Genomic DNA, 25,518 nt, shown 5'->3' with positions numbered 1-25,518 from the left:
CGCATGACTGTCAAGACACTCCAGGATCTGCTGAACGAGGGTGTCGAGGGTCGGGGAGTGCTCGTGCGCTCCGACCTGAACGTCCCCCTCGACAGTGCCGTTTCGAGCGACCCGCAAGCGATCGCTAGCGGCGGCGTGATCACCGACCCGGGCCGCATCATCGCCTCGGTCCCCACCATCAAGGCGCTGGTCGAGGCCGGCGCCAAGGTGGTTGTCACCGCGCACCTCGGCCGCCCCAAGGGTGAGCCGGACCCGGCGCTTTCCCTGGCCCCGGTGGCCGCCAAGCTCGCCGAGGAGCTGGGCCGCAATGTCCAGCTTGCCGGTGATGTGGTGGGTCAGGACGCGCTCGCGCGTTCGGAGGGCCTTACCGACGGCGACGTGCTGCTGTTGGAGAACATTCGCTTCGATCCGCGCGAAACCAGCAAGGACGACGCCGAGCGGGCCAAGCTCGCCGCGGCGCTGGTGGAGCTGGTCGGCGAAGACGGTGCGTTCGTCTCCGACGGCTTCGGTGTCGTGCACCGCAAGCAGGCCTCGGTCTACGACGTCGCCAAGCTGCTCCCGCACTACGCGGGCACGCTGGTCGCCGCCGAGGTCGAGGTGCTCGCGAAGCTGATCGAGAACTCGGAGCGCCCGTACGCCGTGGTGCTCGGTGGCTCGAAGGTCTCCGACAAGCTGGCCGTCATCGAGGCGCTCGCTCCGAACGTGGACACGCTGGTCATCGGCGGCGGCATGTGTTTCACCTTCCTTGCGGCACAGGGACTTCCGGTGGGAGCCTCGCTGCTGCAGGAGGAGATGATCGACACCTGCAAAGGTCTGCTGGAGCGCTACGGCGACGTGATCCACCTGCCGCGCGACATCGTCGTCGCTGACAAGTTCGCCGCCACCGCGGACTCGAAGGTCGTCGCGGCCAACGAGATTCCGGACGGGTGGCTAGGTCTGGACATCGGCCCCGAGTCGGTGCGCCGGTTCGCCGCACTGTTGACCGAGGCGCGCACCGTCTTCTGGAACGGCCCGATGGGCGTGTTCGAGTTCGAGAAGTTCGAGGCAGGCACCCGCGGTGTCGCCGAGGCGATCGTGACCGCAACCGGTAAGGGCGCGTTCACCGTTGTCGGCGGTGGCGATTCGGCCGCGGCCGTGCGGGCGCTCGGGTTGCCCGAGGACGGCTTCTCGCACATCTCGACCGGTGGCGGCGCGTCGCTGGAATACCTGGAGGGTAAAGAACTTCCGGGCATCGCGGTTCTGGAGGAATGATCAGTGGCACGTAAACCGCTCATCGCGGGCAACTGGAAGATGAACCTCAATCACCTCGAGGCCATCGCTCTGGTGCAGAAGATCGCCTTCGCACTGCCGGAGAAGTACTTCGCCAAGGTTGATGTGGCCGTTGTCCCGCCGTTCACCGATCTGCGCAGCGTGCAGACACTGGTGGAGGGCGACAAGTTGCTGATCACCTACGGCGCGCAGGACGTGTCCACGCATGACGCGGGCGCCTACACCGGTGAGATCAGCGGGCCCATGCTGGCCAAGCTGGGTTGCACGTTCGCGGTCGTCGGGCACTCGGAGCGGCGGCAGTACCACTCCGAGGACGACGCCACCGTGCTCGCCAAGGCGAAGCAGGCGCTGAAATACGGGCTTACCCCGATCGTCTGCATCGGTGAGGGCCTGAACGTCCGTGAGGCCTGCACACACGTCCAGTACAACCTCGAGCAGCTGCGCGGTTCGCTCAAAGGTCTGACGGCCGAAGAGATTTCGAAGGTTGTCATCGCCTACGAGCCGGTTTGGGCCATCGGGACCGGCAAGGTCGCCACACCCGCCGACGCGCAGGAAGTGTGTGGCGCGATCCGTGCCGAGCTCGCCGTACTGGCCAACCCGGAGGTCGCCGCCGGTGTGCGCGTGCTGTACGGCGGTTCGGTGAACGCCAAGAACGTCGGTGAGCTCGTCGCACAGACGGACATCGACGGTGCACTGGTCGGTGGGGCATCGCTCAAGGGTGACGAGTTCGCCACCCTGTCCGCGATCGCCGCGGGCGGCCCGCTGCTCTGACCCGTACTGCGAAGGCATAGCGCTGATCAGCTGGACCCGGGCCATCGCAGGCTCAACCCATTGGTCGGGGAGTGGAACGGCGCGAAGGAGACCTATGTCGCGGGCGGCACCACCGACAAGCCGGTGCGGAGCGACACCGTGTCGCGTTGGCACTGGATCAGCAAGGCTCCGTTCGCGGCGCTGACATCGGCCCGCCCGACCATGGCCGCCTCGTCCGGCCGCGGTCGGTGCGAGCCCTTTTCGCTCACGGCGGCGCAAATCCCTCACCAGCCACCAAGGCGTCCGTTCAGGCCGGATTCCGTTAGTCGCCGCGGTGCCTGATCCAAGAGTGCAACTGGCCGTTGCGCGGACCGCCGCTAAGCTCAGCCCGTGACCACGGCTGACGCGACGATCCCGCTCTCCACCTGGGCACCGCTGCGATCGCGGATCTATCGGGCGCTGTGGATCGCCCAATTGGTGTCGAACCTCGGCACCTGGATGCAGACCGTCGGTGCGCAGTGGCTTCTGGTCGACGAGCCGAATGCGGCGACGCTGGTCTCGTTCGTGCAGACCGCGATTATGCTGCCGGTGATGCTGCTGTCGATCCCGTCCGGAGTGCTCGCCGACCTGCTGGACCGCCGCAGGTTGCTGCTCGGTGCACAGTCGGCGATGGCGTTGCTCGCCGCAGTGCTCGCGGTGTCGACCGCGACCGGGCACACTACGCCCGCGGTTCTGTTGACCCTGCTGTTCCTGCTCGGCTGCGGTCAGGCGCTCACGGCGCCCGCCTGGCAGGCAATTCAGTCGGAACTCGTTCCGCGCGAACAGATTCCGTCCGCCGCCGCGCTGGGCAGCATGAACATTAATATCGGCCGCGCGGTCGGACCCGCGCTGGCGGGTGTGCTGGTCTTGGTGTCGGGGCCGACGCTGGTGTTCGCGCTCAACGCGGTGTCGTTCGGCGGGATCGTCGCGGTGCTCGCCCTGTGGCGCCGGCCGCGGACCGATCGGGGTCTGCCCACCGAGCGTCCGCTGGCCGCATTGCAGGCGGGCACCCGCTTCATCCGCGCGGCCCCCGCGATTCGGCGCGTGCTGTTGCGGTCGATTCTGTTCGTCGCCCCGGCGAGTGCGTTATGGGCGCTGCTGCCGGTGATCGCGCGCGACGAGTTAGGCATGTCCTCGTCCGGTTACGGGCTGATGCTCGGCGGGCTCGGCGCCGGTGCGGTGCTCGGCGCGCTCGCGCTGTCGCGATTGCGGTTACTACTGACGCCGACACAGCGACTGGCCGTGGCCGCGGTGCTGTTCGGCGTCGCAACGGCGGGCACGGTGTTATTGCGTTCGGTGCCGGTGGTGCTGCTCCTGTTGGTGGGTGCGGGCCTGGCCTGGCTGCTGGCGATGTCGACGATGAACTCGACCATGCAATTGCTCCTGCCCGCGTGGGTGCGGGCGCGTGGGCTGTCGGTGTACATGCTTATGTTCATGGGCGGTCAGGCGCTGGGGTCGCTGGCCTGGGGCCTGGTCGCAGGGGCGGTCGGCCCGGTATCGGCCATGCTCATCGCCGCCGTGCTGCTTGCCCTCTGTGCGGTGAGTACCGTGTGGCTGCCGATCCGGCACAACGCCGAGGAACTGGATCTGACGCCGTCGCCGTTCTGGCCGAAGCCGGAGCTGGTGGTCGAGCCGGATCCCACCGACGGACCGGTGCTTGTGCTGCGGACCTACGACGTGTCCGCCGAGAACGTCGACGAGTTCATGGCCGCGATGGCCTTCGTCGGGCGGTCGCGGCAGCGCACCGGGGCGATGGAGTGGCGGTTGTATCGCGACGTCGGCGTGCTCGACCGCTATGTGGAGGCGTTCGTGGTGCGTTCGTGGGCCGAGCACATGCACCAGCATCAGGTGCGGCTTACCGCCCAAGATCAACTACGGGAACGCGCCGTGCAGGCGTTCGCCGACGGTGACGACCGGATCACCCACCTCGTCGCGGCGGAGCCGCATTAGGTGCGGCTGTGGCCTACCCATAGACTGTGCGACATGCGGATGTTCCTCGATATCCTCCTGATCATCACCAGCGTGCTGCTGGTGCTGCTGGTGCTGCTGCACCGCGCCAAGGGTGGCGGTCTGTCCAGCCTGTTCGGCGGCGGTGTCCAGTCCAGCCTGTCGGGTTCCACCGTCGTCGAGAAGAACCTCGACCGCGTCACCATCTTCACCGGCGTCATCTGGCTCATCGCCATCCTCGGCATCGGCCTGGAGATCAAGTTCGCCTGACCGGACGACCCGGTGCTACGCCGCGGTCCACCAATCGAGTGGGCTGCGGCGATTTGTGCTGCGCTTGGGAACTACGCCGCTGATTCGTGCAGTGCGACAGGGGCAGGCCGCGCGACGTGCTCTCCGGCGCGATTGAAGGTGCCGGGGGAGTCGGGTCCAGTTCCGAGCGGGTGTCACTCGGCCGGTACGCAGCGCCCGATCCGCTGGCCTGTCGCGCGACGATGACGGTCGCCTCGAAACTCGTTGCGGCAGACCGGGGTATCGGTGGCGTGCCCACCTTGGCCCGCACCCGGGCGCCGCACCCCGGCGTCGTCTACCTCGATGTCCCGGACGCCCCACCGTCCCACGTGTATCTCACTTGGCGCGCGCAGCCGACTGCGCCACGGTCGGTACAGCGCTTCCTCGGGATCGCCTGAGCAACACAATCATTCGTGACCAGGCGTCCCAACCGCAGCATATGTCTGTCGGCGAAGGGTTTTCAGGTCAGTTGCCGTCGCCGCTTCGCTGGTGTCCGTCGATGCGGGAAAATGGGGGCGCGCTCGCCCGGGACGCCGAGATTTCCTTGATGCTATAGAAGTTCGTCGGTCAGTTTGGCGGGTGGGGGCCACCGACAGGTGTGTCGATTGTTGCCGTGAGCACGAGGATCAGACTCTTTGAGATCCTGTGGCCCCTCCGGACGGGCGCGCCTGTTGTCGGTCGACCCGGAGGATGGGTGTGGAGCTGTTGCACGAGCGGTGCGCCGCGTTGGACATCGGTAAGAAAGACCTGAAGGCGTGTGTGCGCACGCCGAGCGCGAGCAACCGGAAACGATCCCGCGATCAGCGGGTCCGCACGTTCGCCACGACCACGAACGCGCTGTTGGAGCTGCGGGATTGGTTGATCGCCGAGCGGGTGACGCTGGTGGTGATGGAGGCCACCGGCGACTATTGGCGCGGGGCGTTCTACCTGTTGGAGGACGAGCTGAACGTGATGCTGGTCAACGCCGCGCATGCCAAGGGGCTGCCCGGCCGCAAGACCGACGTCTCCGACGCGGCGTGGCTGTGCCAGTTGGGCGAGTGCGGGCTGCTGCGGGCCTCGTTCGTGCCGCCGGAGCCGATCCGCCAGTTGCGGGATTTGACCCGCTACCGCGCCAACCTGGTCGCCGAGCGCACCCGCGAAGCACAGCGGCTCGAGAAGGAACTCGAGGACGCCGGGATCAAGCTGTCGTCGGTGGCCACCGACATCCTCGCCGGTGTCCGGGCGCGCGATGCTCAAGGCGCTGATCGACGGCGAGGACGACGCGGCCGCCCTGGCGGAGATGGCCAAGGGCCGCATGCGGTCGAAGATCCCGGCGCTGGTGGAGGCGTTGACCGGGAACTTCGGCGAGCACCACGCGTTCGGTGTGCCGACTGCACCTCGAACGCATCGACCAGCTCTCGGCGGCGATCGAGGAGCTCTCGGCACGAGTCGAGGAGAAGATGCGCCCTTTCTCCGGCAGCCTTGACCGGCTCGAGACCATCCCCGGTGTCGGGCGCCGCGTCGCGGAGGTCATCATCGCCGAAACGGGCGGGGACATGTCCCGGTTCGCTGCCGCCGCCAACCTGGTCTCCTGGGCCGGCGACTGTCCCGGGCACCACGAATCGGCCGGCAAACGCAAATCCGGCAAGACCCGCCACGGCAACAGATGGCTCAATGCCGCTCTGGGCACCGCCGCTCTGGCCGCGGCCCGCACCAAGGACACCTACCTCGCCGGCCGATACCGGCGTCTGGCACCACGAATAGGCAAACAGAAGGCGCTGGTCGCGCTCGAACACAAGATTCTCGTCTCGACCTGGCACATGCTCACCGAAGACCTCGACTATCGCGACCGCGGCGCAGACTACTTCGCCCGCCTCGATCCCGAACGCGCCATGCGCCGCATCGTCGCCCAAGCCAATGCCCTCGGCTACACCGTCCGCTTCGACCCCGTCCAAGCCGCCTAACCCCCACACCCAGACCACCCCGACGGCTCGCTACGCATCGCAGTCGGGGACCCAGCCATGCCCGGACCCACCCTGAACTGGGGTTATTTTCGGGTCAGCATCCCGGGCCGCTTCGCTGGCCCGCCGTGGAGGCGGGAAAATGGGTGCGCGTTCGTCCCGGAACCCCGTAATTTTCCTTGATGCCTCGAGTTCGTCGGTCAGCATGGCGGTTCGGGAGCCACCGACAGGAGTTGTCGATTGTTGCCATGAGCACGCGGATCAGAGTCTTCAGATCCCTGTGGCTCCTCCGGGCGGACGCCCCTGGCAGGACACGGTTTCCGGAGGAATGTTCGTGGAGTTGTTGCATGAGCGGTGCGCCGCGTTGGACATCGGCAAGAAGGATCTCAAGGCGTGCGTGCGGACACCGAGCGTGAGCAAACGTAAGCGCTCGCGCAACCAGGAGATCCGCACGTTCGCCACGACCACCAACGCCCTGCTGGAGTTGCGGGACTGGCTGGTCGAGCAGGAGGTGACCCTGGTGGTGATGGAAGCGACCGGGGATTACTGGCGGGCGGCGTTCTACTTGCTGGAGGACTGTTTGAACGTGATCCTGGTCAACGCCTCCCACGCCAAGGGTCTGCCCGGCCGCAAAACCGACGTCTCCGATGCGGCGTGGCTGTGTCAGATGGGTGAGTGTGGCCTGTTGCGGGCCTCGTTCGTGCCACCCGAACCGATCCGGCACCTGAGGGATCTGACCCGCTACCGGACCACGCTGACGGCCGAACGCACCCGGGAGGCGCAGCGGCTGGAGAAGGAGTTGGAGGACGCCGGGATCAAACTGTCCAGCGTGGCCACCGACATCCTGGGCCGCTCCGGCCGCCAGATGCTGGCCGCGTTGATCGCCGGCGAGCAGGACGCACAGGTGCTGGCCGACATGGCCAAAGCGCGGATGCGCCCGAAGATCCCACAACTGGTCGAGGCGTTGACCGGCAACTTCGGTGAACACCACGCCTTCCTGTGCCGGCTGCATCTGGAACGAATCGATCAGTTGTCTGCGACGATCGAGGAACTCTCGACACGGATCGAGGAGCAGATGCGCCCTTTCTCCCGCACGATTGACCAGTTGGTGACCATCCCCGGAGTCGGTCGGAGGGTGGCCGAGGTCATCATCGCCGAGACCGGCGCCGACATGAGCCGATTCCCCACCGCCGGACACCTCGCCTCATGGGCTGGGGTATGCCCCGGACACCACGAATCCGCCGGCAAACGCCGATCGGGCAAAACCCGCCACGGCGACCGGTGGCTGACCGGTGCGTTGGGCACCGCGGCACTGGCCGCCGCCCGCACCCGCGACGGCACCTATCTCGGCGCGAAATACCGTCGGCTCGCGCCACGAATAGGCAAGCAGAAAGCCCTTGTCGCCCTGCAACACTCGACCCTGGCAGCGGTCTGGCACATGCTCACCGACGACGTCGACTACCAGGATCTCGGCGGCGACTACTTCGCGCGCCTGGATCCCGAACGCGCCATGCGACGCATCGTGCGCCAAGCCAACGCCCTCGGATACGCCGTCCGTTTCGACCCCATCCAAGCCGCCTAATCAATAAGACCTGCAACCACACCAAACGTGACGACCCATCCCGGCTCGCTACGCATCGCCGGGAACTGTCACGTGCCCGCTCACCCGCCCACAGCCACTCACCATGGGTTTATTTTCGGGTCAGGCGGTGATCTTTCAGGAATCCTGATTGAACGTCAACTTGGGAAAGATGAGCGGATGGGTTCGCATCGTCGCAGGCCAGCGCCGCCCTCGCCGTCACGACCCGGACGACGCTCTGGCCGGTCACCGGATCGGTGGCGATGACCTTGTCACCGATCTGCACATCGTCGATCCGCTTGTAGGAGCCATCAGCCATCAACACCAGGGTCTGGCCGGGGAAACTGTGACACGAGGGCGTGTCGGCCTTGGCAGGTGCGCTCTTGGGTGCCGGAGCGTTGTCGCCCGCCTTGGCGACCTTCGCCGCGTCGGACGCGTTGTTGGCGTTCTTGGCTGCCTGGGCCGCGTCCAAGGCCTTCGCACTGGCCGCGGCACGCACCAAGGACACCTACCTCGCGAGCCGATACCGCAGGCTCGCCCCCCGAACAGGCAAGAAGAAAGCGCTCGTCGCGATCCAACACAAGATCCTCACCTCGACCTGGCACATGCTCACCGACGACGCCGACTACAACGACCTCGGCGCCGACTACTACACCCGCCTGGACCCCGAACGCGCCATGCGCCGCATCGTCGCCCAAGCCAACGCCCTGGGCTACACCGTCCGCTTCGACCCCATCCAAGCCGCCTGACAACCACACCCCCACAGCCCGACGGCTCACTACGCATCGCCGCCGGGCCGCCCAGCCACGCCCCAATCACCCCCCCACAAGCCCCTCACCTGCGGTTATTTTCGGGTCAGGCAGCGTCGGGGACCATGCCGTTGATCGGGCCGTTGGATGGTCGCGAGACCTGGTCGAGACGGTCGGCGAGTTCCTGCGGAGCATTACGGTTGGAGTGATGCGCAACGTCGCCACGCGGTGTCGGTCACGTTCGAGGGCCTGACTCCGAGGTGACGTGCAGGCCGGCGCTGGACGGCACGTCAGTCGTTGCGGGGAATGCGGCCGTCCACGTCGGTGAAACCGTATTGCTCGGCGAGATCGGCGACCCGCCAGGCCGCTCCGGTGCGGGAGCGACGGTCCGGGTCGGCCGCGAGGGCGACGACGGCGCGGCCGGGGAAGCGCGGGGACTCCGCGGCGTCGAGGTCGTAGGTTCCCTCGCCCGGCAGGGCGACCAGGCGCTTGCCCTGCTCGTTCGCCGGAACCATTTGCAGCAGTTCGGTATTCACGATGCCGGGCCAGAGCGAGACCACGGTGACGCCGGTGTCGGCGAGATCGTAGGCCATGTCCGCGGTCAGTCGGTCGAGGGCGGTCTTGGCGACGCCGTAGACGGCATTGTGCATGTGGCGTTGCGCACCGGGCGAGGAGATGTTGGCGATCAGGCCTGCCGACTCGATCAGTAGCTGCGCGGCGAATACGCTTGCCGCGTAATGGGATCGGACGCCGACGTCGAACGTCTCGTCCCATGCGGTCGGCGGCACCTCCCAGAACGGCTTGCCGAGCCAGCGGGCCGCGGCGGGGGCGTTGTAGACATTATTCACCAGCACGTCCAGTCGGCCGCGCTCGTCGCGCACCCGGGTGAACAGGCGCTGGACCGCGGCGTCATCGCGGTGATCGCAGACGAACGGTATTCCGTGGCCGCCGAGGGCGTCGATCTCCGCGGCGGTCTCGTGTACCGTCCCCGGCAGTCGCCCGACCGTGGCCGAGCGGCCGGTGACGAACACCGTTGCGCCCGCCGCGCCCAGTTCCAGCGCAATGCCCTTGCCGATGCCGCGACTTGCGCCGGTGACGACCGCGACCCGGCCGCCTAGTGCCGTAGGTATTCCGTTCACGATCTCGGGACATTACCGTGAAACAAGAACGCGTTCTAGGCTTTGGAGGCCGCTGTGGAGTTGACCCATCGTTTCGTGGCGACCAATGGCGTTCGAATGCACGTCGCCGAGCAAGGCGACGGTCGCCCGGTGATCTTCTGCCACGGCTTTCCGCACACCTGGTTCATCTGGCATCGCCAACTCGAAGCGGTCGCGGCGGCGGGCTACCGGGCCATCGCCCCCGATCTGCGCGGTTACGGACGCACCGAGTCGCCCGCCGACCTCGATGCCTTTACCAATCGTGAGGTGATCGGCGATCTGCTCGGCCTGCTCGACGACATCGGTGCCGAGCAAGCGGTGTTCGTCGGCCTGGATTTCGGCGCCGCGCTGGTGTGGGAGCTGGCGCTGCGTGCGCCGGGACGCGTGCGCGGCATCATCGTGCTCAACAACCCGTTCGCCCCGCGTCCGCCGCGCTCGCCATCGCAATTGTGGGCCAAGGCCGCCGAACGGCACTTCCTGCACCTGCACTACTTCCAGACACCCGGCGTCGCCGACGCCGAACTCGCCGCCGACCCGAGGGGATTCCTGGCCCGCGTCTACTACTCCCTCAGTGCCGACTACCACTACCTCGACACCTGGCGCTTTCCCGCGGAGGGCACCGGCTACCTCGACGTCCTCCCCGAGGCCCCGCCGCTGCCATGGCGCTGGCTGTCCGACCACGAATTGGACACCCTGGCACAGGATTTCGACCGAACGGGCTTCACCGGCGGCCTCAACTGGTACCGCGTCCTCGACCGCAATTGGGAACTCACCGCCGACTACGCCGGCGCCCACATAGCCCCACCCACCTACTTCCTCTACGGCGACCGCGATCCCGACATGGAAGGCTTCAGCGGCCGAGACCCGTTGGCCACCCTGCGCGAACACGTCACCGACCTGCGCGAGGTAACGAAGATAGCCGACGCGGGCCACCTGGTTCAACTGGAACGGACTACGGAGGTCAACGACTTGATCACCGCACACCTGCGAGAACTGGCGCCCGTACCTATCCCGGAATGACGATCCGATAACCGGAAGGTATTGGTTCGCTCGCTCCGGGACCCCGGGCTACCGATACTCTTCGGCGAGGCCCGGATAGTCGGCCCAGCTGGGGAGGGGCTGGTATTCCAGGTAGGCGGTGACGCGGTCCAGGAGGTACTGCCAGCTGGGGCCGATGGTGGCGGCATCGTTCGGGCAGACGTGGCGGCGGACCAGTTCGACATTGGTGACGACGCCGACCTGGGTCATCCGCAGTTCGACGACGCAGCCGTCGATGTGTGCCACGAGTTCGTGCGGCGCCTTGCAGTCGTCGACATGCACCGAGATCGGTCCGATCCCGGGACCGTCGATCGGCTGGATCGTCAGGTCTCCGTGCTCGCCCGACACCGTGCCGAACCAGCGCTCCAGCTGCCGACGTTCGGTGCAGGCCGACCACACCTCCAACACCGGCCTGCGAAACGACCGCAGATAGTGCAGTAACACCAAATCGCCATCAGCCGCGCGATCGTGCTCCGGTCGTACTTCGCCGAGCATGGACATCGTGTTCATCGCCTGCCCTCCCACTGCCGGTTGCCGTCCTCTCCACTGTATTTCCAGTGTTCGGTAACCGAATCCGAATCACCGAATCGAAGTGTCGGGCGCGAAACTCAGTCGTCGGTTTGGGTCCAAGCGGCAACCGGGAGGGTGAGGTAGACGCCGAAGTTGTCGAGGGTGGTGGCTTCTTCGAGGAGGTGGTGGAGTTTGTCGCAGCGGTCTTGGCAGCTTTCGGCTCGGCTTCGAACCATTTGGAGCGCACCTCGATGAAGGCGTCCAGCCCGCTCTGGTCGAAGGGGCCGAGTTGGCGGAAGTGGATTTCGATGTCGCCTGGTTGGAGATCCTCGTCGTACGGTTCTTCGGGGCATTCCACGGCTACCGACACGATGTGGGATAGGTGCTCCGCGAGCTCGCGGAGCCTTGATTCGGGGACGTGGGGGGCGTAGGTAACCTCGACGAGTGGCACCGAGCCGGCCTAGCGACCAGCTGGCTACGGCCAACTTCGGAACACAGTGACCTCGGTTATCGACGCCGCTGATAGGTTCGGCTGCCGCCGATTTCGGCTTCGTCGAAGCCGGTGGCGTCAGGACTCGGCGAGGAGCTTTCCGGCGGCGGCCTCGATCTTGTCCTCGTCGAGCAGGACCGTGTCGGCGGCGGGGCCGAGCGGGACGAAGCTGTCCTCACTGGTGGCGCGGGCGAGGCGACCGTCGAAACCGGCGTCGACGAGGGCGGTGACGATAGGCTCGGAAACGCCTCCGGTGCGGCGAGTTTCGTCGGCGACGAGGACGCGGCCGGTAGCGTGGGCGTGGTGCAGGAGATCCTCGAGGGGGAGTGGTGACAGCCAGCGGAGGTCGAGTACTCGGGTGGCAATGCCGCGTTCCGAGAGTCGTCGGGCGACGCGGAGACTCATCGGGACGCCGTTGGCGAAGCTGACGATGGTGAGATCGGTGCCGTCGCCGTAAACCCGGGCACGGCCCAGCTCGACGTGCTCGGCGGAAGGCTGGGCGAGCCATTCGCCGTCGCCGGGCTGGTGCAGGTCGCGGGTGTGGTACAGCGCGATGGGTTCGAGGAAGACACAGACGCGGCCGTCGACGCGGGCAGCAGAGACGCAGGTGCGCAGCATGGCGGCGGCATCGTCGGCGCGGGACGGGGAGGCGAGGACGATGCCGGGGATATCGCGCAGCGCCGCGATCGAGTTGTCGTTGTGAAAGTGCCCACCGAAACCCTTCTGATAGGCGTACCCGGCAATGCGAACCACCATCGGATTCCGGTATCGCCCATGGGAAAAGAACTGGAGCGTCGCCGCTTCGCCGCGCAACTGATCGGCGGCATTGTGCAGATATGCTAGGTACTGGATTTCCGGGATTGGAATGAAACCGGCCAGCGCGGTGCCCAGCGCGGTACCGAGCACACTCTGCTCATCGAGCAATGTATCGAACACCCGACGCGCCCCGAACGCCTTCTGCAGCCCCTTGGTAACCCCGTACACACCACCTTTGCGACCGACATCCTCGCCGAACACCAACACATCGCGCTCTCGTGCCAGCAGCGCCGCAAGGGTGTGATTGATCGCCTGCGCCAGCGTCATCGAATCGGCCTGCGCCGCATGATTCGACGCATCGACGCGCTGGGCGAGAACGTCGGCCCGCACCGCATCGGGGTGCGATGGTGCCAGTGGTGCCACGACCGCGGCGGCGGAGGTCAATTGTGGTTCGTGCCAGACCAATTCGGCCATGGCGGCGACGCGGCTGCGGATGTCGTCGTAGCGGTCGATGACCTGGTTGGGGGTTGCTACGCCGGTGATGACGAGCAGACGGGCCGTCTCGGTGACGGGGTCGCGGAGGAGGTCGGTGGCGATATCGGTGGGGCGGCGGTAGGCGGATTCGACATCGGATCCCGCGTGGCCCAGCAGCCGGACGGTGCGCAGCCGCAGGAAGGCCGGTTTACGGTTTTCGCGCACCCAGTCGGCGGCGGCGGTCGCGGTTGTCAATGCGTCGAGTGCGTCCCAGCCGTCCGCAGAGAAATACTCCAGGCCCGGGCGCAGGCCGTAGGCGTGTTCGATCCAGTCCGGCGGGGTCGGCACGCTGATGCCGATGCCATTGTCCTCACAGACGAACAGGACCGGCATCGGAATCCCTTGGTGGGCGGTATGAATCGCGGCATTGATGGCCCCGACCGCGGTGGAGTGGTTGGCTGACGCATCGCCGAAACTGCAGAGCACCACCGAGTCGTAGGGCCATTCACCTGGCACGCCCAGCCGTGCGGCGCGATCTAGCGCGAACGCCAGCCCAACCGCGCGCGGCAAGTGCGACGCGATCGTCGAGGTCTGCGGAATCACCCCCGCCGCCTTGCTACCGAAAACCTTGTGCCTGCCGCCGGAAATCGGATCCGCGGCCGCGGCGACAACACCGAGCAGCACGTCACGAATAGGATCCAGTCCGGGCACCTGCCGCGCGCGGTGCACGAAGAACGCACCCGAGCGATAATGCAGCAGCGCCGGATCGGTGGCCCGCAGCGCCGCGGCAACCGCCGCATTCCCTTCGTGCCCGGACGACCCGATGCTGTAGTACCCGCGCCGGGCGCTGCCGAGGCGGCGTGCCGCGAGGTCGAGTTGCCGACTCGCCGCCTGCGATTCGAACAGTTCCAGGCAGTCGGCACCCGTAACGCCGGGCGCGACCGATTGATCGGCAGGCACCGGCGGCCATGATGCCAAGGCCGATATCTCCGCATAGAACCGCTCATCCAGGTCGGCGACGTGCTCGGTCATCGAACGATCATCCCGGACGACCGCCGCCCGGTCGACTCATTCGGCGGCATTTTTCCGGAATGCTCGAACGCGGTGGAGAAGTTTGCGCGATCCTCGTGGCGGATCTGCGGCATAGCTACGGCAAGCCCGCTGCCGCGTCCTTGTCCAGCAGCCAGGTGGTGGAGTCGATGCCGTGCGCACCCGCCGCCGGGATGTCGACCGGGTCCGCACCGGCGACGGCGGCGGCGACCGTTTCGGCCTTGCCCGCACCGCCGACGACCAGCACGACGTGCCGGGTGCGGCGGACCGCGGGCAGGGTCAGTGTCACCCGAACCGGCGGCGGCTTCGGCGAATCCGTCACGGCGACAACGAGTTCGTGCTGTTCGCGAACGGCGTCGGTGTGCGGGAACAGGGAGTTGATGTGGCCCTCGCCGCCCATGCCGAGCAGGTGCAGGTCGAATGCGCCGTGTTCGGCGAGATGGGCGTGCACGGCGGCGGAGTATTCGGCGGCAGCCTCGATGGGATCGGGGTATTCGCGGTCGGAGGTGGCGACGGGGTGCACGCGGGCGGGGTCGACCGGGACGTGATCCAGCAGGGCCTGCCGGGCCTGCAGGTCATTGCGTTCCGGGTCGCCAGCGGGGACGAATCGTTCATCGCCCCAGAACACGTCGAGCTTCGACCAGTCGATCGCACCGGGGGACTTGCGGACCTGCTCCAGCAGTCCGATGCCGGTGCCGCCGCCGGTCAGCACCACCGATGCCGAACCGCGCGCGGCCTGTGCCGCTACCACCACACCGACGAACCTAGCCGCCGCGGCGGTGACCAGCGCCTCGGTATCGTCGTGGACCTCAACGGTATTGGCGGGGAACTCGGCGGCGATACCGTCACTCATAGGTCACCTTCTCGATTCCGGCGAGCGCCTCCGCATAGATCTCGTCGGCGTCGAGCCGACGCAGTTCCTCGGCGAGGCAGTCGCGAGTTTCCCTGCGTGCCAGTGCGATTCGCTGTTCCGGATCGCCGGTGCGGGTGAGTGTCGCGGTGCGGCCGGTCTGCGGCCGGGAAATGCCTATCGACACCGACGGCCGATGCAACTCCACCCGCAATTCACCGGTGCGGCGGTACACCGGGCAGCCCAGACGGGCGGCGAGCCAGCCCGCGAGTATGTCGAGCGCCGGTTCTTCGTGCAACCCGGACACGATCGCCGATTCGACCTGCTCGTAGGGCGGTTCGTCCATGGTGGCCGCGAGCAGCGCCCGCCAGTAGGTGATTCGGCTCCACGCCAGGTCGGTATCACCGGAGGCATAGGAGGCGCGCCGCTTCTTGATGGTGTCCTGCGGATCGGGTGCGAAGGTGGCATCGGTGATGCGGCGCGCTGCCAAGCGCCCCACCGAATCCTTGGACGGGAACTCCGGGGCGCCACGCGGCCACCAGGCGACCACCGGAGTGTCCGGCAGCAGGAACGGGATGACGACGCTGCTCTCGTGATTGATCAGCTCGCCCTGCAGCCGCAGCACTATCACCTCGGCTGCGCCCGCGTCCCCGCCGACGCGGATCTGAGCGTCCAGGCGCGTCTCGGCTTCCCGGTCGCCGCGAGCCAAAACAACCACCCGACAAGGGTGTTCGCGGCTGGCGTCGTTGGCGGCGTCGATGGCGTCCTCGGCCTCGGAGCTGTCCAGCGTGCACACGACCAGGGTGAGTACCCGCCCCATGGTGATCACGCCATTGCTTTCCCGCAGCCCGACGAGGCGCTTGGTGACTTCGCCGGTGGTGGTCTCCGGCATGTCGACGATCATGGTCGCCGCCATTCGCGCCCGGTGCGGGCGAGCATCTCATCGGCCGACGGCGGACCCCATGTGCCCGCCTCGTAGGGTTCCGGCTTACCTTCGGCAGCCCAGTGCTCGAGCACCGGATCCAAAATGCGCCAGGACAATTCGACCTCCGCGTTCACCGGGAAGAGCGACGGCACCCCGAGCAGTACGTCGAGGATCAGGCGTTCGTAGGCCTCGGGGGAGGACTCGGTGAACGCTCCGCCGTAGCTGAAATCCATATTGACGGCGCGCACTTCCATGCCCGACCCTGGCACCTTCGAGCCGAATCGCGTGGTGATGCCCTCGTCCGGCTGCACCCGGATCACGAGCGCATTCTGACCGAGTTCCTCGGTCATCGTCTGGTCGAAGGGCAGATGCGGCGCGCGCTTGAACACCACCGCGATCTCGGTCACCCTGCGGCCCAAGCGTTTTCCGGTGCGCAGGTAGAACGGCACGCCGGCCCAGCGCCGAGTGTCGACCTCCAGGGTGATCGCGGCGTAGGTCTCGGTGCGCGACTGCGGGTCGAAACCCTCCTCATCGAGCAGCCCGACCACGTGCTCGCCGCCCTGCCAGCCCTCCGCGTACTGCCCGCGCGCGGTGGTCTCGTCCAGCGGCTCGACCAGTTTGGTCGCCGAGAGCACCTTGATCTTCTCGGTCTGCAACTGGGCGGGCTGGAAGCTGATCGGCTCCTCCATCGCGGTGAGCGCGAGCAGTTGCAGCAGATGGTTCTGGATCACATCGCGGGCGGCGCCGATGCCGTCGTAATAGCCTGCGCGCCCGCCCAATCCGATGTCCTCGGCCATGGTGATCTGGACATGGTCGACGTAGTTGGCGTTCCAGATCGGGTCGTAGAGCTGGTTGGCGAAGCGCAGTGCCAGGATGTTCTGCACCGTCTCTTTGCCGAGGTAGTGATCGATCCGGAACACCGTCTCTTCCGGGAACACCCCGTTCACCAGCGCGTTGAGCTCCTGGGCGCTTTCCAGGTCGTGGCCGAAGGGCTTCTCGATCACGACCCGGCGCCACGGCTTGCGGCCGTTGACGTTGGTCGTGGACGACGTGGCCAACGAGTGCTTGGACAGCTGATCGAGCACCACCGGGAACATGTTCGGCGGAATCGAGAGGTAGAAGCCATGATTGCCGCCGGTGCCACGATCCTTGTCCAGCTTCGCCAGGGTATCGGCCAGGTTGGCGAAGGCCGAGTCGTCGTCGAAGGTGCCCTGCACGAACCGGATGCCCTCGACCAGGTGGTCCCAGACCTCCTGGCGGAACGGCGTGCGTGCGTGCGATTTCACCGACTCGAGCACGAGTTGGGCGAAGTCTTCGTCCGAATAATCACGCCGCGCGAAACCGACCAGCGCGAAACCCGGGGGCAGCAGCCCCCGGTTCGCCAGATCGTAGATGGCCGGCATCAGTTTCTTCCGGGACAGGTCGCCGGTGACACCGAAGATGACCATGCTGCACGGACCCGCGATGCGGGGGACCCGCTTGTCCCGTTCGTCGCGAAGCGGGTTCTTCCGGACCGCCGCCGTTTTCCCTGTCGCTGCTGTGCCGGCCATCCGATCAGTTGCTTCCGGACGTAGCGGCGCTCAACTCCTCGGCGGTGGCGGAAAGCAGCTCCGCCCAAGACTTTTCGAACTTGTCCACGCCCTCGCGCTCCAGCACCTCGAACACGTCGTCGAGGTCGATGCCGACCGCGGTGAGCTGGTCGAAGACCTCCTTGGCGGCACCGGCGGTGCCGCTGACTGTGTCGCCACGGATCTCACCGTGATCGGCGACGGCCTCCAGTGTCTTCTCCGGCAGCGTGTTCACCGTGTTCGGCGCCACCAACTCGGTGACGTACATGGTGTCGGAGTACTCCGGGTTCTTCACACCGGTCGACGCCCACAGCGGCCGTTGGCGATTCGCGCCCGCCGAGGCCACATGGGCATAGGTGGCGGTGTGGGCGCCGCCGTCGAACACATCCTGGTATTCGGCGTAGGCGAGGCGGGCGTTGGCGATGCCCGCCTTACCGCGCAGTGCCAGGGCCTCCGGGGTGCCGATCACCTCGAGGCGCTTGTCGATCTCGGTGTCCACCCGGGACACGAAGAACGAAGCGACCGAATGGATCTTGGCCAGGTCGTGGCCGCCGGCCTTGGCGTTGCGCAGACCGTCCAGGTAGGCGCCCATCACCGAGCGGTAGCGCTTGACCGAGAAGATCAGCGTCACGTTCACGCTGATGCCCTCCGCGATCACGCGGGTGATCGCGGGCAGGCCCGCTTCGGTGGCGGGAATCTTGATGAACAGGTTGGGCCGGTCGACGGTCTTCCACAGGTCGATCGCCTGGGCGACGGTCTGGTCGGCGTCGAAGGCCAAGCGTGGATCGACCTCGATGGAGACCCTGCCGTCGATACCGTTCGTCGCCTCGTACACACCGGCGAACACGTCACACGCGGCGCGGACGTCGTCGGTGGTGATGGTGCGGATCGCGGCATCCGCGTCCGCACCTTGCGCGGCGAGCTCTTTCACCTGGCCGTCGTAGGCGTGGCCTTTGCTGAGCGCGCCCTGGAAGATCGTCGGATTGGTGGTGACGCCGACGACGCTGCGGGTCGCGATCAGCTCGGCCAGGTTGCCGGACTGGATCCGGTCCCTGGACAGATCGTCGAGCCACACCGAGACACCGGCGGCCGAGAGAGCGGCAGTGTTTGGGTTCTGTGCCATAGCGCTTATCCCTTCACGTTCTCGAGTGTGCGCTGCGCGGCGGCAACGACGTTTTCGGTGGTGAAGCCGAACTCGTGGAAGAGCGTCTTGTAGTCGGCCGAGGCGCCGAAGTGCTCGATCGATACGATCTCACCCGCGTCACCGACGAACCGGTGCCACGGCATCGCGATACCCGCCTCGACGGCGACCCTAGCGGTGACCGCGGGCGGGAGCACCTCGTCCCGGTAAGCCTTGTCCTGCGCGTCGAACCACTCCACACACGGCATCGAGACCACGCGGGTTCCGATGCCCTGCGCCTCCAGCGTAGTGCGGGCGTCGACCGCGAGCTGGAGTTCCGAACCGGTAGCGATGAGGACCACCTGGGGGGTGCCGGTGGAGGCCTCGGTCAGGATGTAGCCGCCCTTGCGGACGCCCTCGTAGCTGGTGCCCTCCTGGATCGGCAGATCCTGGCGGGTCAGCGCCAGTGCGGACGGACCGTCCTGGTGTGGCAGCTCGGACACCGAAAAGTGCGAGGCGTGCTCGGCGCTGTCGCGCTCCAGGATGGTGCGCCAGGCGTAGGTGGTCTCGTTGGCGTCGCCCGGGCGGACCACGTTGAGGCCGGGGATCGAGCGCAGCGCCGCGAGGTGCTCGATCGGCTGGTGCGTCGGGCCGTCCTCACCGAGGCCGATGGAGTCGTGGGTCCACACGTAGATCGTGGGCACCCGCATCAGCGCGGCCAGGCGGACCGCCGGGCGCATGTAGTCGCTGAACACCAGGAAGGTGCCGCCGTACGGGCGGGTCGGGCCGTGCAGCGCGATGCCGTTGAGGATCGAGCCCATCGCGTGCTCGCGCACACCGAAGTGCAGGGTGCGGCCGTACGGGTTGGCCTTCCACATGCCAGTCGAGATCGACTCGGGGCCGAAGCTCGGCGCGTCCGGCATGGTGGTGTTGTTGGATTCGGCGAGGTCGGCCGAACCGCCCCACAGCTCGGGCAGCACCGGAGCGAGTGCGGCGAGCACCTTGCCCGACGCCTTGCGGGTGGCCATGCCCTTCGGATCCGCCTCGTACGTCGGCAGATTCGAGGTCCAGCCCTCCGGCAGCTTGCGCTCGGCGAGCCGATCGAACAGCGCCTTGTTCTCCGGGTTGGCCTGCGCCCACGCGTCGAACTGCTGCTGCCAGGCCTGATGCGCCCGCTGCCCGCGCTCGATCGCCTTGCGGGTGTGGGCGATCACCGCGTCGTGCACCTGGAAGCTCCGCTCGGGGTCGAAGCCGAGGACCTTCTTGGTGGCGGCCACCTCCTCGGCGCCGAGCGCCGCGCCGTGCGCGCTGCCGGTGTTCATCTTGTGCGGTGCCGGGTAGCCGATGATGGTGCGCAGCACGATGATCGACGGCTTGCCGGTCTCCGCCTTCGCGGCGGCCAGTGCGGCCTCGATCGCCACGACATCCTCGCCGCCCTCGACGAACTGGACATGCCAGTCGTACGCCTCGTAGCGCTTGGCGACGTCCTCGGTGAACGCGATGGTGGTGTCGTCCTCGATGGAAATCTTATTGTCGTCGTAGATCACTACGAGGTTGCCCAGCTGCTGGGTGCCCGCGAGCGACGATGCCTCGGAGCTGACGCCCTCCTCGAGGTCACCGTCGGAGGCGACCACGTAGATGAAGTGGTCGAAGGGGCTGGCACCAGTCGGTGCGTCCGGATCGAACAGGCCGCGCTCGCGACGGGAAGCCATCGCCATGCCGACCGCCGAGGCCAGACCCTGGCCGAGCGGGCCGGTGGTGATCTCGATACCGTCGGTGTGCCGGAACTCGGGGTGGCCTGGGGTGAGCGAGCCCCACTTGCGCAGGTTCTTCAGATCGTCCAGTTCCAGACCGAAACCGGACAGGTAGAGCTGGATGTACTGGGTGAGACTGGAGTGTCCGCAGGACAGCACGAACCGGTCCCGGCCGACCCAGCTCGGGTCGCTCGGGTCGATGCGCATGGTCCGCTGGTAGAGGGTGTACGCCAAGGGCGCCAGGCTCATCGCGGTGCCCGGGTGTCCGTTCCCGACGTTCTGCACCGCGTCGGCGGCAAGCACCCGTATGGTATCGACGGCCTTGGTGTCCAGATCCGTCCAGTCGTCCGGGTAGTTCGGCTGAGTGAGGGCGCGGATGTCGTCTGTGACTGACACGACCGAGGTTCTCCTGACATTGGTTTCGTCGACGGCGGTGGTTGGTGGCGCGATGTACTCCGACCACCCTAGATGTGCCGCGTGACCGGCATTGCGGGAACCCGGCTTAACTGTGTTGGAATTGCAGCACCTGCGGCGATGCGTGTTCGCGGCCCGACCCGGCCGCGAATGGCGCTCGTAAGACTCGTGCCCAGTGATTGCTTCGGGTGTGACGGGTCGAACACACATAGCGAACCCGGGTTGTTGCGGGAGGGGGCTAGGTAGGAACGGCGTCGCCGTGGGTCTACCATCCTCTGTAGTAGTAGCCGCGCAGTGCAGGTCGCGCGCTGCTTGTTCCATTGCCGGATGCGATGCACAGCGTGCGAGGAGAGACAGTGCGGATTGGGCAACAGCCGGGTGGCAATGGTGCGCACGGCTCCTCCGCGACGACGCTGGCCGACCGGTTCACCGGCGACGGTCTGCTGTCCCGAATGCTGCGGCGACCGCTGGCCTACATTGCGCTCACCAAGCCGCGTGTCATCGAATTGCTGCTCGTCGCAACCATTCCGACGATGCTGCTCGCCGACCGCGGCACCATCGACATCCGCCTCATCCTGGCGACGCTGTTCGGCGGCTGGATGGGCGCCGCGAGCGCGAACACGCTGAACTGCGTCGCCGACGCCGATATCGACAAGGTGATGAAGCGGACCGCGAAGCGACCGCTGGCTAGGGAGGCCGTGCCGACCTCGCATGCCTTTGGGTTCGGCGTGGTGCTCGGCATCGGTTCGTTCGCCTGGCTGTGGTGGACGGCGAACCTGCTCAGCGGCATGCTCGTCGTCGCGACCATCCTGTTCTACGTCTTCGTTTACACCCTCGGCCTCAAGCGGCGCACCTCGCAGAACGTGGTGTGGGGTGGCGCGGCGGGCTGCATGCCCGCCATGGTCGGCTGGTCCGCGGTTACCGGCAGCATCGGCTGGCCCGCGATCGCGCTATTCGGTGTCATCTTCTTCTGGACGCCGCCGCACACCTGGGCGCTGGCGATGCGCTACAAGGAGGACTACCGCGCGGCCGGGGTGCCGATGCTGCCGGTGGTCGCCACCGAAGAGGTCGTGACCAAACAGATCGTCATCTACACCTGGCTGACCGTGCTTGCCACGTTGGCGTTGGTGCCCGCCACCGGCGTGATCTACGCCGCCGTCGCGCTGGTCGCCGGAGCCTGGTTCCTGCTCATGGCACACCAGCTGTACTCTGGCGTGCGGCGCGGCGAGTCGGTGAAGCCGCTGCGACTGTTCCTGCAGTCGAACAACTATCTGGCCGTGGTGTTCTGCGGCTTGGCGGTGGACTCGGTGCTCGGCTGGGACACCATCGGCAGCCTGTTCAGCTAGTTCGGCCGCGCTGATGCTGAGCACGCGGGCGGTCACCCACCGTCCTGCGCCCGGATTCGTAAACTGTCCACCAGTAATTCGGCGCCGTGCAGCGCGGTGTAGCAGTACCTGGTCGGCATGACATCTCCAGACTGAAGTGGAATTCACTCAATGTCAGTTCGGCATCGGAGTTGGTGCCTTTCGCTGTCGAGGAGGTGATGTCGGTGTCGACCAGTCGCCGAGAGAAGTCCGTTTCCTGGTGACGCAGGGGCCGCTGCGGGCGGTCGAGGACGGTACCGTCACGCTGACCGACGAGCAGGCCATCGAGGGGCTGACCCGGTTCATCTACCGCGGCCTCACCGGGCGCGATTATTGATCTTGATTCGCGTGCGTTCGGGTCGGCCTGCCACGGTCGATCCGACCACCCCGGTCGGCAACGCCGAACGAATGGCCGAGTACATGAGCAGCCCGCTACTGATCCACGAAGGTGACAGCCACACCTTCGTCTACGGCGATATCAGCACCTGGGTCGACGACGAGGCCACCCGCTACCTCGAAGACCCGAACGCCGTGCAAGACAAGGTCTGGTCGGTTACGGCAGTAGCACGATCGAGCCGGTGGTCTTACGACCTTCGAGGTCACGGTGTGCTTGGGCCGCCTCGGCCAGCGGGTAGGTGGCGCCGATTCGGACGTGCAGCGAGCCTTCGGCGACAGCGGAGAGGATATCGCCTGCGCGCCAGAGCAATTCGGCGCGGTCGCGGGTGTAGTGCGCCAGGGTGGGCCGGGTGACGAACAGGGAGCCCGCGGGGTTGAGGCGCTGGAGGTCGAAGGGCGGTACCGGGCCGCTGGCGGCGCCGAACAGCGCGAGCATGCCGCGAATGCGCAACGAGGCGAGGCTGGCTTCGAAGGTGGCCGCGCCGACGCCGTCATATGCGGCGGCGACACCGGTGCCGTCGGTGAGCGCACGGACCTCATCGGCGAGCTCGTCGCTATAGCGCAGCACCTCCGCGGCGCCCGCCTCACGGGAGAGCTTCTCCTTCGCATCGGAGGACACCGTGGTAATGACCCGAATGCCGCGATTGGCCGCGAGCTGCGTGAGCAGTAGGCCGACTCCGCCCGCGCCCGCGTGCACCAGCACGGTCTCGCCGGGCTCCGGCTTGTAGATCGATTCGATCAGATAGTGCGCGGTCATGCCCTGCAGCAGGGCAGAGGCCGCGACCGGTGCCTCGACACCGTCCGGTACCGCCACCGCGACCGCTGCGGGCACCGCGACACGCTGGGCGTAGCTGCCCGGCGCGGCGGCCCAGGCGACCCGGTCGCCGACGGCGAACCCGGTAACGCCGTCGCCGGCCTCGGCGACGACACCCGTGCCCTCGCCGCCCGGAATATAGGGCATTGCCTGCGGGTATCGCCCGGTGCGGATGTAGGTGTCGATGAAGTTGATGCCGATCGCCTCGGTGTCCACCAGCAGCTGACCCGGGCCGATTTTCGGGTCGGGAACCTCGACGAACTGGAGGACTTCGGGACCACCTGGCTCGGAAACCTGAATCGCGCGCATGAGATCCGTTCTACACCTATGGGACCTGAACGCACCGGTCAGTAAACTAACCGCCATGATTGCTCCTGCCGCCCCGGCCCCAGTGAAGCTGTCGGGTTCCCTCGTGGACTCCGTCAAGGGATTCGTCGCCGAGCACGGCGGTGCCGCGACTGCCGTCCTGCAGCCGGTCGGCCGTTCGGGCGTGCGCGTCACGCTGGTCGGCTCCGACGGCATTCTCGGTGACCGGATGGTCGCCGATCTCGACACCGCCAAGGAACTGGTCGCCACCGTGGATGGTCTCACCGAGGCCGACGAATGGGACCGCGAGCTGACCTCCGTCGTCACCCCCCGCGCCGGCCACTGGGCGAAGATGGCGGGATGGGTCGTCCGCCAGAAGCGATTCCCCAAGGCGCGCAACGAGAAATGAGCCATCCGCGGTACGTGACGTTTCGATGAGCGCGCCCGAGTTTCCAACGAGACACCGCCCTGAGCGCGATTGACACGCACTCAGGGCGGATTTCGTCTCGCCGCGAATTACACCGGCAGGTCGGCCTGTCCGTTCTCGGCAGGCTTTACGCCCTTGAGATTCATTGCGGGAAGCAGTGATTCACGCGCGATCGAGGTCAACGCGCCCGCCTGCTGAATGATCTCCGCCAGCGCCGAGGTCACGCCCTGTGCACCGTTCAGCACCGTGAAGTTGTCGACATGTTCGAACGGTGCGGCCGCCGCCGCCACGATTTGTGGCAGTTTCTCGGCGATCTGCTGAGCGATGACGGCCTCTTGGTTCTGGCTCATTGCCTCGGCGCGCTGCTGGATACCCGCCGCCTCCGCTGCCATGTGCGCCCGCACCGCGTCCGCCTCGGCCAAGCCGCGCGCTTTGATCGCGTCGGCCTCTGCCTGACCGGTCAGCCTGGTCGCCTCGGCCTGCGCGGCAGCTCGCAGTTTGATGGCTTCCGCCTCGGCCACAGCCTGCATCTTCGTTTGCGCCGCATCGGCTTCCGCGCGCAGGCGGGTCTCCTGGGCGTCGGCCTCCGCCTGCAGGATGCGAGCGTCGCGGGTGGCCTGCGACAGCGTGGTCTGCTTGTATGCCTCGGCGTCGGCGGGCTTGCGGATCTCTACCTGAAGCTGCTGCTCCTTCTGCTGCGCCTCGAGCTGCGCGACCTTCGTCGCCACCTCGACCACGGCCTGGCGCGCGGTGGCCTCAGCGAGGGGGCCCTGCTGTGCAGCCTCCTGGCTCGCGCTGTCGACCTCCGCCTGGTACCCGGCCTTCTTGATCTGCGTGTCGCGAACAGCGAGCGCGATCTTGGCCTGGGCGGCCTGCTCCTGTTCGATGGCCTCGCGTTCGGCGTTGGCCCTGGCGATGCGGGCATGCTGCTCCACCGCTGCCTGGTGCGGAATCGCAAGATTGGCAATGTAATTCGAGCCGCTGGCGATCGATTGGATCTGGAAACTGTCGATCACCAGACCGAAGGATTCCATTTCCTGGGAGCAGCGATCGCGGACCTGTTCGGAGAACTTGTCCTGATCGCTGATCATGTCCTCGACGGTCATCGAGCCCGCGATCGCGCGCAGGTGCCCGACGAAGACGTTCTGCACCTTGGTCTCGAGTTCCTGGGCGGGGCGGTCCAGAAAGCGGCGTGCCGCGTTCGCGATGGATCGGTAGTCGTCACCGACCTTGTAGACCACGACCCCGGCCAGTTCCAGGCTGATCTTCTGCTGGCTGACGCACGGCACGGTGATCTGACTTTCGTGGGCCTCCAACGAGATTCGGCGGACCTTCGTCAATCCGGGCGCGACGAGGCTGCCACGACCGGTCACGATCCGGAATCCCATGCTCTCGCCGAATGCCTGCCCTTCGCCCGCGCGGAAGCCGGAGATGATCAGCGCCTCATCGGGTTCGGCGACGCGCCAGGCAAGCCGAAACAGCACGGCCGACAGCAACAGAACGACAACAACGATCCCGACGACGACCAATACCAGGACGTCCAT

Annotated in this window: 23 protein-coding genes and 2 pseudogenes; 12 read left to right on the top strand and 13 right to left on the bottom strand. The window is 66.9% G+C overall.

Features of this window, described 5'->3' with window-relative positions:
• Window positions 1-3 precede the first annotated feature (3 nt).
• Window positions 4-1,251, top strand: a complete 1,248-nt coding sequence (locus ACV7NQ_RS45850; RefSeq protein WP_463365202.1) for a phosphoglycerate kinase — start codon at window positions 4-6, stop codon at window positions 1,249-1,251.
• 3 nt (window positions 1,252-1,254) lie between these two features.
• Window positions 1,255-2,040, top strand: coding sequence for a triose-phosphate isomerase (gene tpiA / locus ACV7NQ_RS45845; RefSeq protein WP_463365201.1), 786 nt, complete (start codon window positions 1,255-1,257; stop codon window positions 2,038-2,040).
• A gap of 92 nt (window positions 2,041-2,132) precedes the next feature.
• Here the strand turns inward: tpiA and ACV7NQ_RS45840 are convergent, their stop codons facing one another.
• On the bottom strand, window positions 2,133-2,288 hold the full coding sequence (locus tag ACV7NQ_RS45840; protein WP_463365200.1) for a hypothetical protein: 156 nt from the start codon (window positions 2,286-2,288) through the stop codon (window positions 2,133-2,135).
• Between the two features lie 121 nt (window positions 2,289-2,409).
• Between ACV7NQ_RS45840 and ACV7NQ_RS45835 the strand changes: the two genes are divergently transcribed.
• From ACV7NQ_RS45835 to ACV7NQ_RS45815, 5 genes and pseudogenes are all read left to right on the top strand, one after another.
• Window positions 2,410-4,008, top strand: a complete 1,599-nt coding sequence (locus ACV7NQ_RS45835; RefSeq protein WP_463365199.1) for an MFS transporter — start codon at window positions 2,410-2,412, stop codon at window positions 4,006-4,008.
• Between the two features lie 33 nt (window positions 4,009-4,041).
• Window positions 4,042-4,275 (top strand): preprotein translocase subunit SecG, encoded by a 234-nt coding sequence (gene secG, locus ACV7NQ_RS45830; protein WP_039798855.1) that lies wholly within the window; start codon window positions 4,042-4,044, stop codon window positions 4,273-4,275.
• A 221-nt stretch (window positions 4,276-4,496) separates the two neighbouring features.
• Complete coding sequence (locus ACV7NQ_RS45825) at window positions 4,497-4,691, top strand: LysR substrate-binding domain-containing protein (protein ID WP_463365198.1); 195 nt, start codon at window positions 4,497-4,499, stop codon at window positions 4,689-4,691.
• A gap of 298 nt (window positions 4,692-4,989) precedes the next feature.
• Window positions 4,990-6,236: pseudogene (locus ACV7NQ_RS45820) on the top strand (IS110 family RNA-guided transposase).
• A gap of 331 nt (window positions 6,237-6,567) precedes the next feature.
• On the top strand, window positions 6,568-7,815 hold the full coding sequence (locus tag ACV7NQ_RS45815; protein WP_463363012.1) for an IS110 family RNA-guided transposase: 1,248 nt from the start codon (window positions 6,568-6,570) through the stop codon (window positions 7,813-7,815).
• Between the two features lie 109 nt (window positions 7,816-7,924).
• On the opposite strand, the gene ACV7NQ_RS45810 is transcribed toward ACV7NQ_RS45815, so the two are convergent.
• Window positions 7,925-8,131: a hypothetical protein gene (locus ACV7NQ_RS45810; RefSeq protein ID WP_463365197.1), complete on the bottom strand. Its 207-nt coding sequence runs from the start codon at window positions 8,129-8,131 to the stop codon at window positions 7,925-7,927.
• A 49-nt stretch (window positions 8,132-8,180) separates the two neighbouring features.
• On the opposite strand from ACV7NQ_RS45810, the gene ACV7NQ_RS45805 reads away from it, so the two are divergent.
• On the top strand, window positions 8,181-8,561 hold the full coding sequence (locus ACV7NQ_RS45805; protein WP_463365196.1) for a hypothetical protein: 381 nt from the start codon (window positions 8,181-8,183) through the stop codon (window positions 8,559-8,561).
• 290 nt (window positions 8,562-8,851) lie between these two features.
• On the opposite strand, the gene ACV7NQ_RS45800 is transcribed toward ACV7NQ_RS45805, so the two are convergent.
• The gene (locus ACV7NQ_RS45800) at window positions 8,852-9,700 is read right to left on the bottom strand and encodes an SDR family NAD(P)-dependent oxidoreductase (RefSeq protein ID WP_463365195.1); all 849 of its coding nucleotides are present in this window, start codon (window positions 9,698-9,700) and stop codon (window positions 8,852-8,854) included.
• A gap of 54 nt (window positions 9,701-9,754) precedes the next feature.
• On the opposite strand from ACV7NQ_RS45800, the gene ACV7NQ_RS45795 reads away from it, so the two are divergent.
• Window positions 9,755-10,738 carry an alpha/beta fold hydrolase gene (locus ACV7NQ_RS45795; protein ID WP_463365194.1) on the top strand — a complete coding sequence of 328 codons (984 nt, stop codon included), beginning with the start codon at window positions 9,755-9,757 and terminating at the stop codon, window positions 10,736-10,738.
• 48 nt (window positions 10,739-10,786) lie between these two features.
• Here the strand turns inward: ACV7NQ_RS45795 and ACV7NQ_RS45790 are convergent, their stop codons facing one another.
• From ACV7NQ_RS45790 to tkt, 8 genes are all read right to left on the bottom strand, one after another.
• Window positions 10,787-11,266 carry an SRPBCC family protein gene (locus ACV7NQ_RS45790; protein ID WP_463365193.1) on the bottom strand — a complete coding sequence of 160 codons (480 nt, stop codon included), beginning with the start codon at window positions 11,264-11,266 and terminating at the stop codon, window positions 10,787-10,789.
• Window positions 11,267-11,364: 98 nt separating this feature from the next.
• The gene (locus ACV7NQ_RS45785; RefSeq protein WP_463365192.1) at window positions 11,365-11,502 is read right to left on the bottom strand and encodes a hypothetical protein; all 138 of its coding nucleotides are present in this window, start codon (window positions 11,500-11,502) and stop codon (window positions 11,365-11,367) included.
• Between the two features lie 332 nt (window positions 11,503-11,834).
• Entirely contained in the window at window positions 11,835-14,018 is a 2,184-nt protein-coding gene (locus ACV7NQ_RS45780) for a thiamine pyrophosphate-dependent enzyme (RefSeq protein WP_463365191.1), read from the bottom strand.
• Window positions 14,019-14,133: 115 nt separating this feature from the next.
• Window positions 14,134-14,889, bottom strand: coding sequence for a 6-phosphogluconolactonase (pgl, locus tag ACV7NQ_RS45775; RefSeq protein ID WP_463365190.1), 756 nt, complete (start codon window positions 14,887-14,889; stop codon window positions 14,134-14,136).
• Window positions 14,882-15,790: a glucose-6-phosphate dehydrogenase assembly protein OpcA gene (opcA, locus tag ACV7NQ_RS45770; protein ID WP_463366061.1), complete on the bottom strand. Its 909-nt coding sequence runs from the start codon at window positions 15,788-15,790 to the stop codon at window positions 14,882-14,884. Before opcA ends, pgl begins: the two co-directional genes overlap by 8 nt.
• Window positions 15,787-17,361, bottom strand: coding sequence for a glucose-6-phosphate dehydrogenase (gene zwf / locus ACV7NQ_RS45765; protein ID WP_463365189.1), 1,575 nt, complete (start codon window positions 17,359-17,361; stop codon window positions 15,787-15,789). Before zwf ends, opcA begins: the two co-directional genes overlap by 4 nt.
• A gap of 4 nt (window positions 17,362-17,365) precedes the next feature.
• Window positions 17,366-18,502 (bottom strand): transaldolase, encoded by a 1,137-nt coding sequence (gene tal, locus ACV7NQ_RS45760; protein ID WP_463365188.1) that lies wholly within the window; start codon window positions 18,500-18,502, stop codon window positions 17,366-17,368.
• 5 nt (window positions 18,503-18,507) lie between these two features.
• A complete protein-coding gene (gene tkt / locus ACV7NQ_RS45755; RefSeq protein WP_463365187.1) occupies window positions 18,508-20,649 on the bottom strand; it encodes a transketolase in 2,142 nt (713 codons plus the stop codon).
• Between the two features lie 374 nt (window positions 20,650-21,023).
• Here tkt and ACV7NQ_RS45750 point away from each other — a divergent pair, with 374 nt between their 5' ends.
• Together ACV7NQ_RS45750 and ACV7NQ_RS45745 are read left to right on the top strand one after the other, a co-directional pair.
• Window positions 21,024-22,013 (top strand): heme o synthase, encoded by a 990-nt coding sequence (locus ACV7NQ_RS45750; protein ID WP_463365186.1) that lies wholly within the window; start codon window positions 21,024-21,026, stop codon window positions 22,011-22,013.
• Window positions 22,014-22,379: 366 nt separating this feature from the next.
• A pseudogene (locus ACV7NQ_RS45745) lies at window positions 22,380-22,550 on the top strand (alpha/beta hydrolase); the annotation flags it as partial.
• A gap of 34 nt (window positions 22,551-22,584) precedes the next feature.
• On the opposite strand, the gene ACV7NQ_RS45740 reads toward ACV7NQ_RS45745, so the two are convergent.
• Window positions 22,585-23,550: a quinone oxidoreductase family protein gene (locus ACV7NQ_RS45740; RefSeq protein ID WP_463365185.1), complete on the bottom strand. Its 966-nt coding sequence runs from the start codon at window positions 23,548-23,550 to the stop codon at window positions 22,585-22,587.
• Between the two features lie 55 nt (window positions 23,551-23,605).
• On the opposite strand from ACV7NQ_RS45740, the gene ACV7NQ_RS45735 reads away from it, so the two are divergent.
• Complete coding sequence (locus ACV7NQ_RS45735; RefSeq protein ID WP_463365184.1) at window positions 23,606-23,956, top strand: hypothetical protein; 351 nt, start codon at window positions 23,606-23,608, stop codon at window positions 23,954-23,956.
• Window positions 23,957-24,063: 107 nt separating this feature from the next.
• Here ACV7NQ_RS45735 and ACV7NQ_RS45730 read toward each other — a convergent pair whose 3' ends face one another.
• Window positions 24,064-25,518 carry an SPFH domain-containing protein gene (locus tag ACV7NQ_RS45730; RefSeq protein WP_463365183.1) on the bottom strand — a complete coding sequence of 485 codons (1,455 nt, stop codon included), beginning with the start codon at window positions 25,516-25,518 and terminating at the stop codon, window positions 24,064-24,066.

The organism is Nocardia sp. Tas62D01, assembly GCF_055232035.1.
Note: the sequence above shows the minus strand (reverse complement) of the source record. Positions and strands in the feature narration are given on the sequence as shown.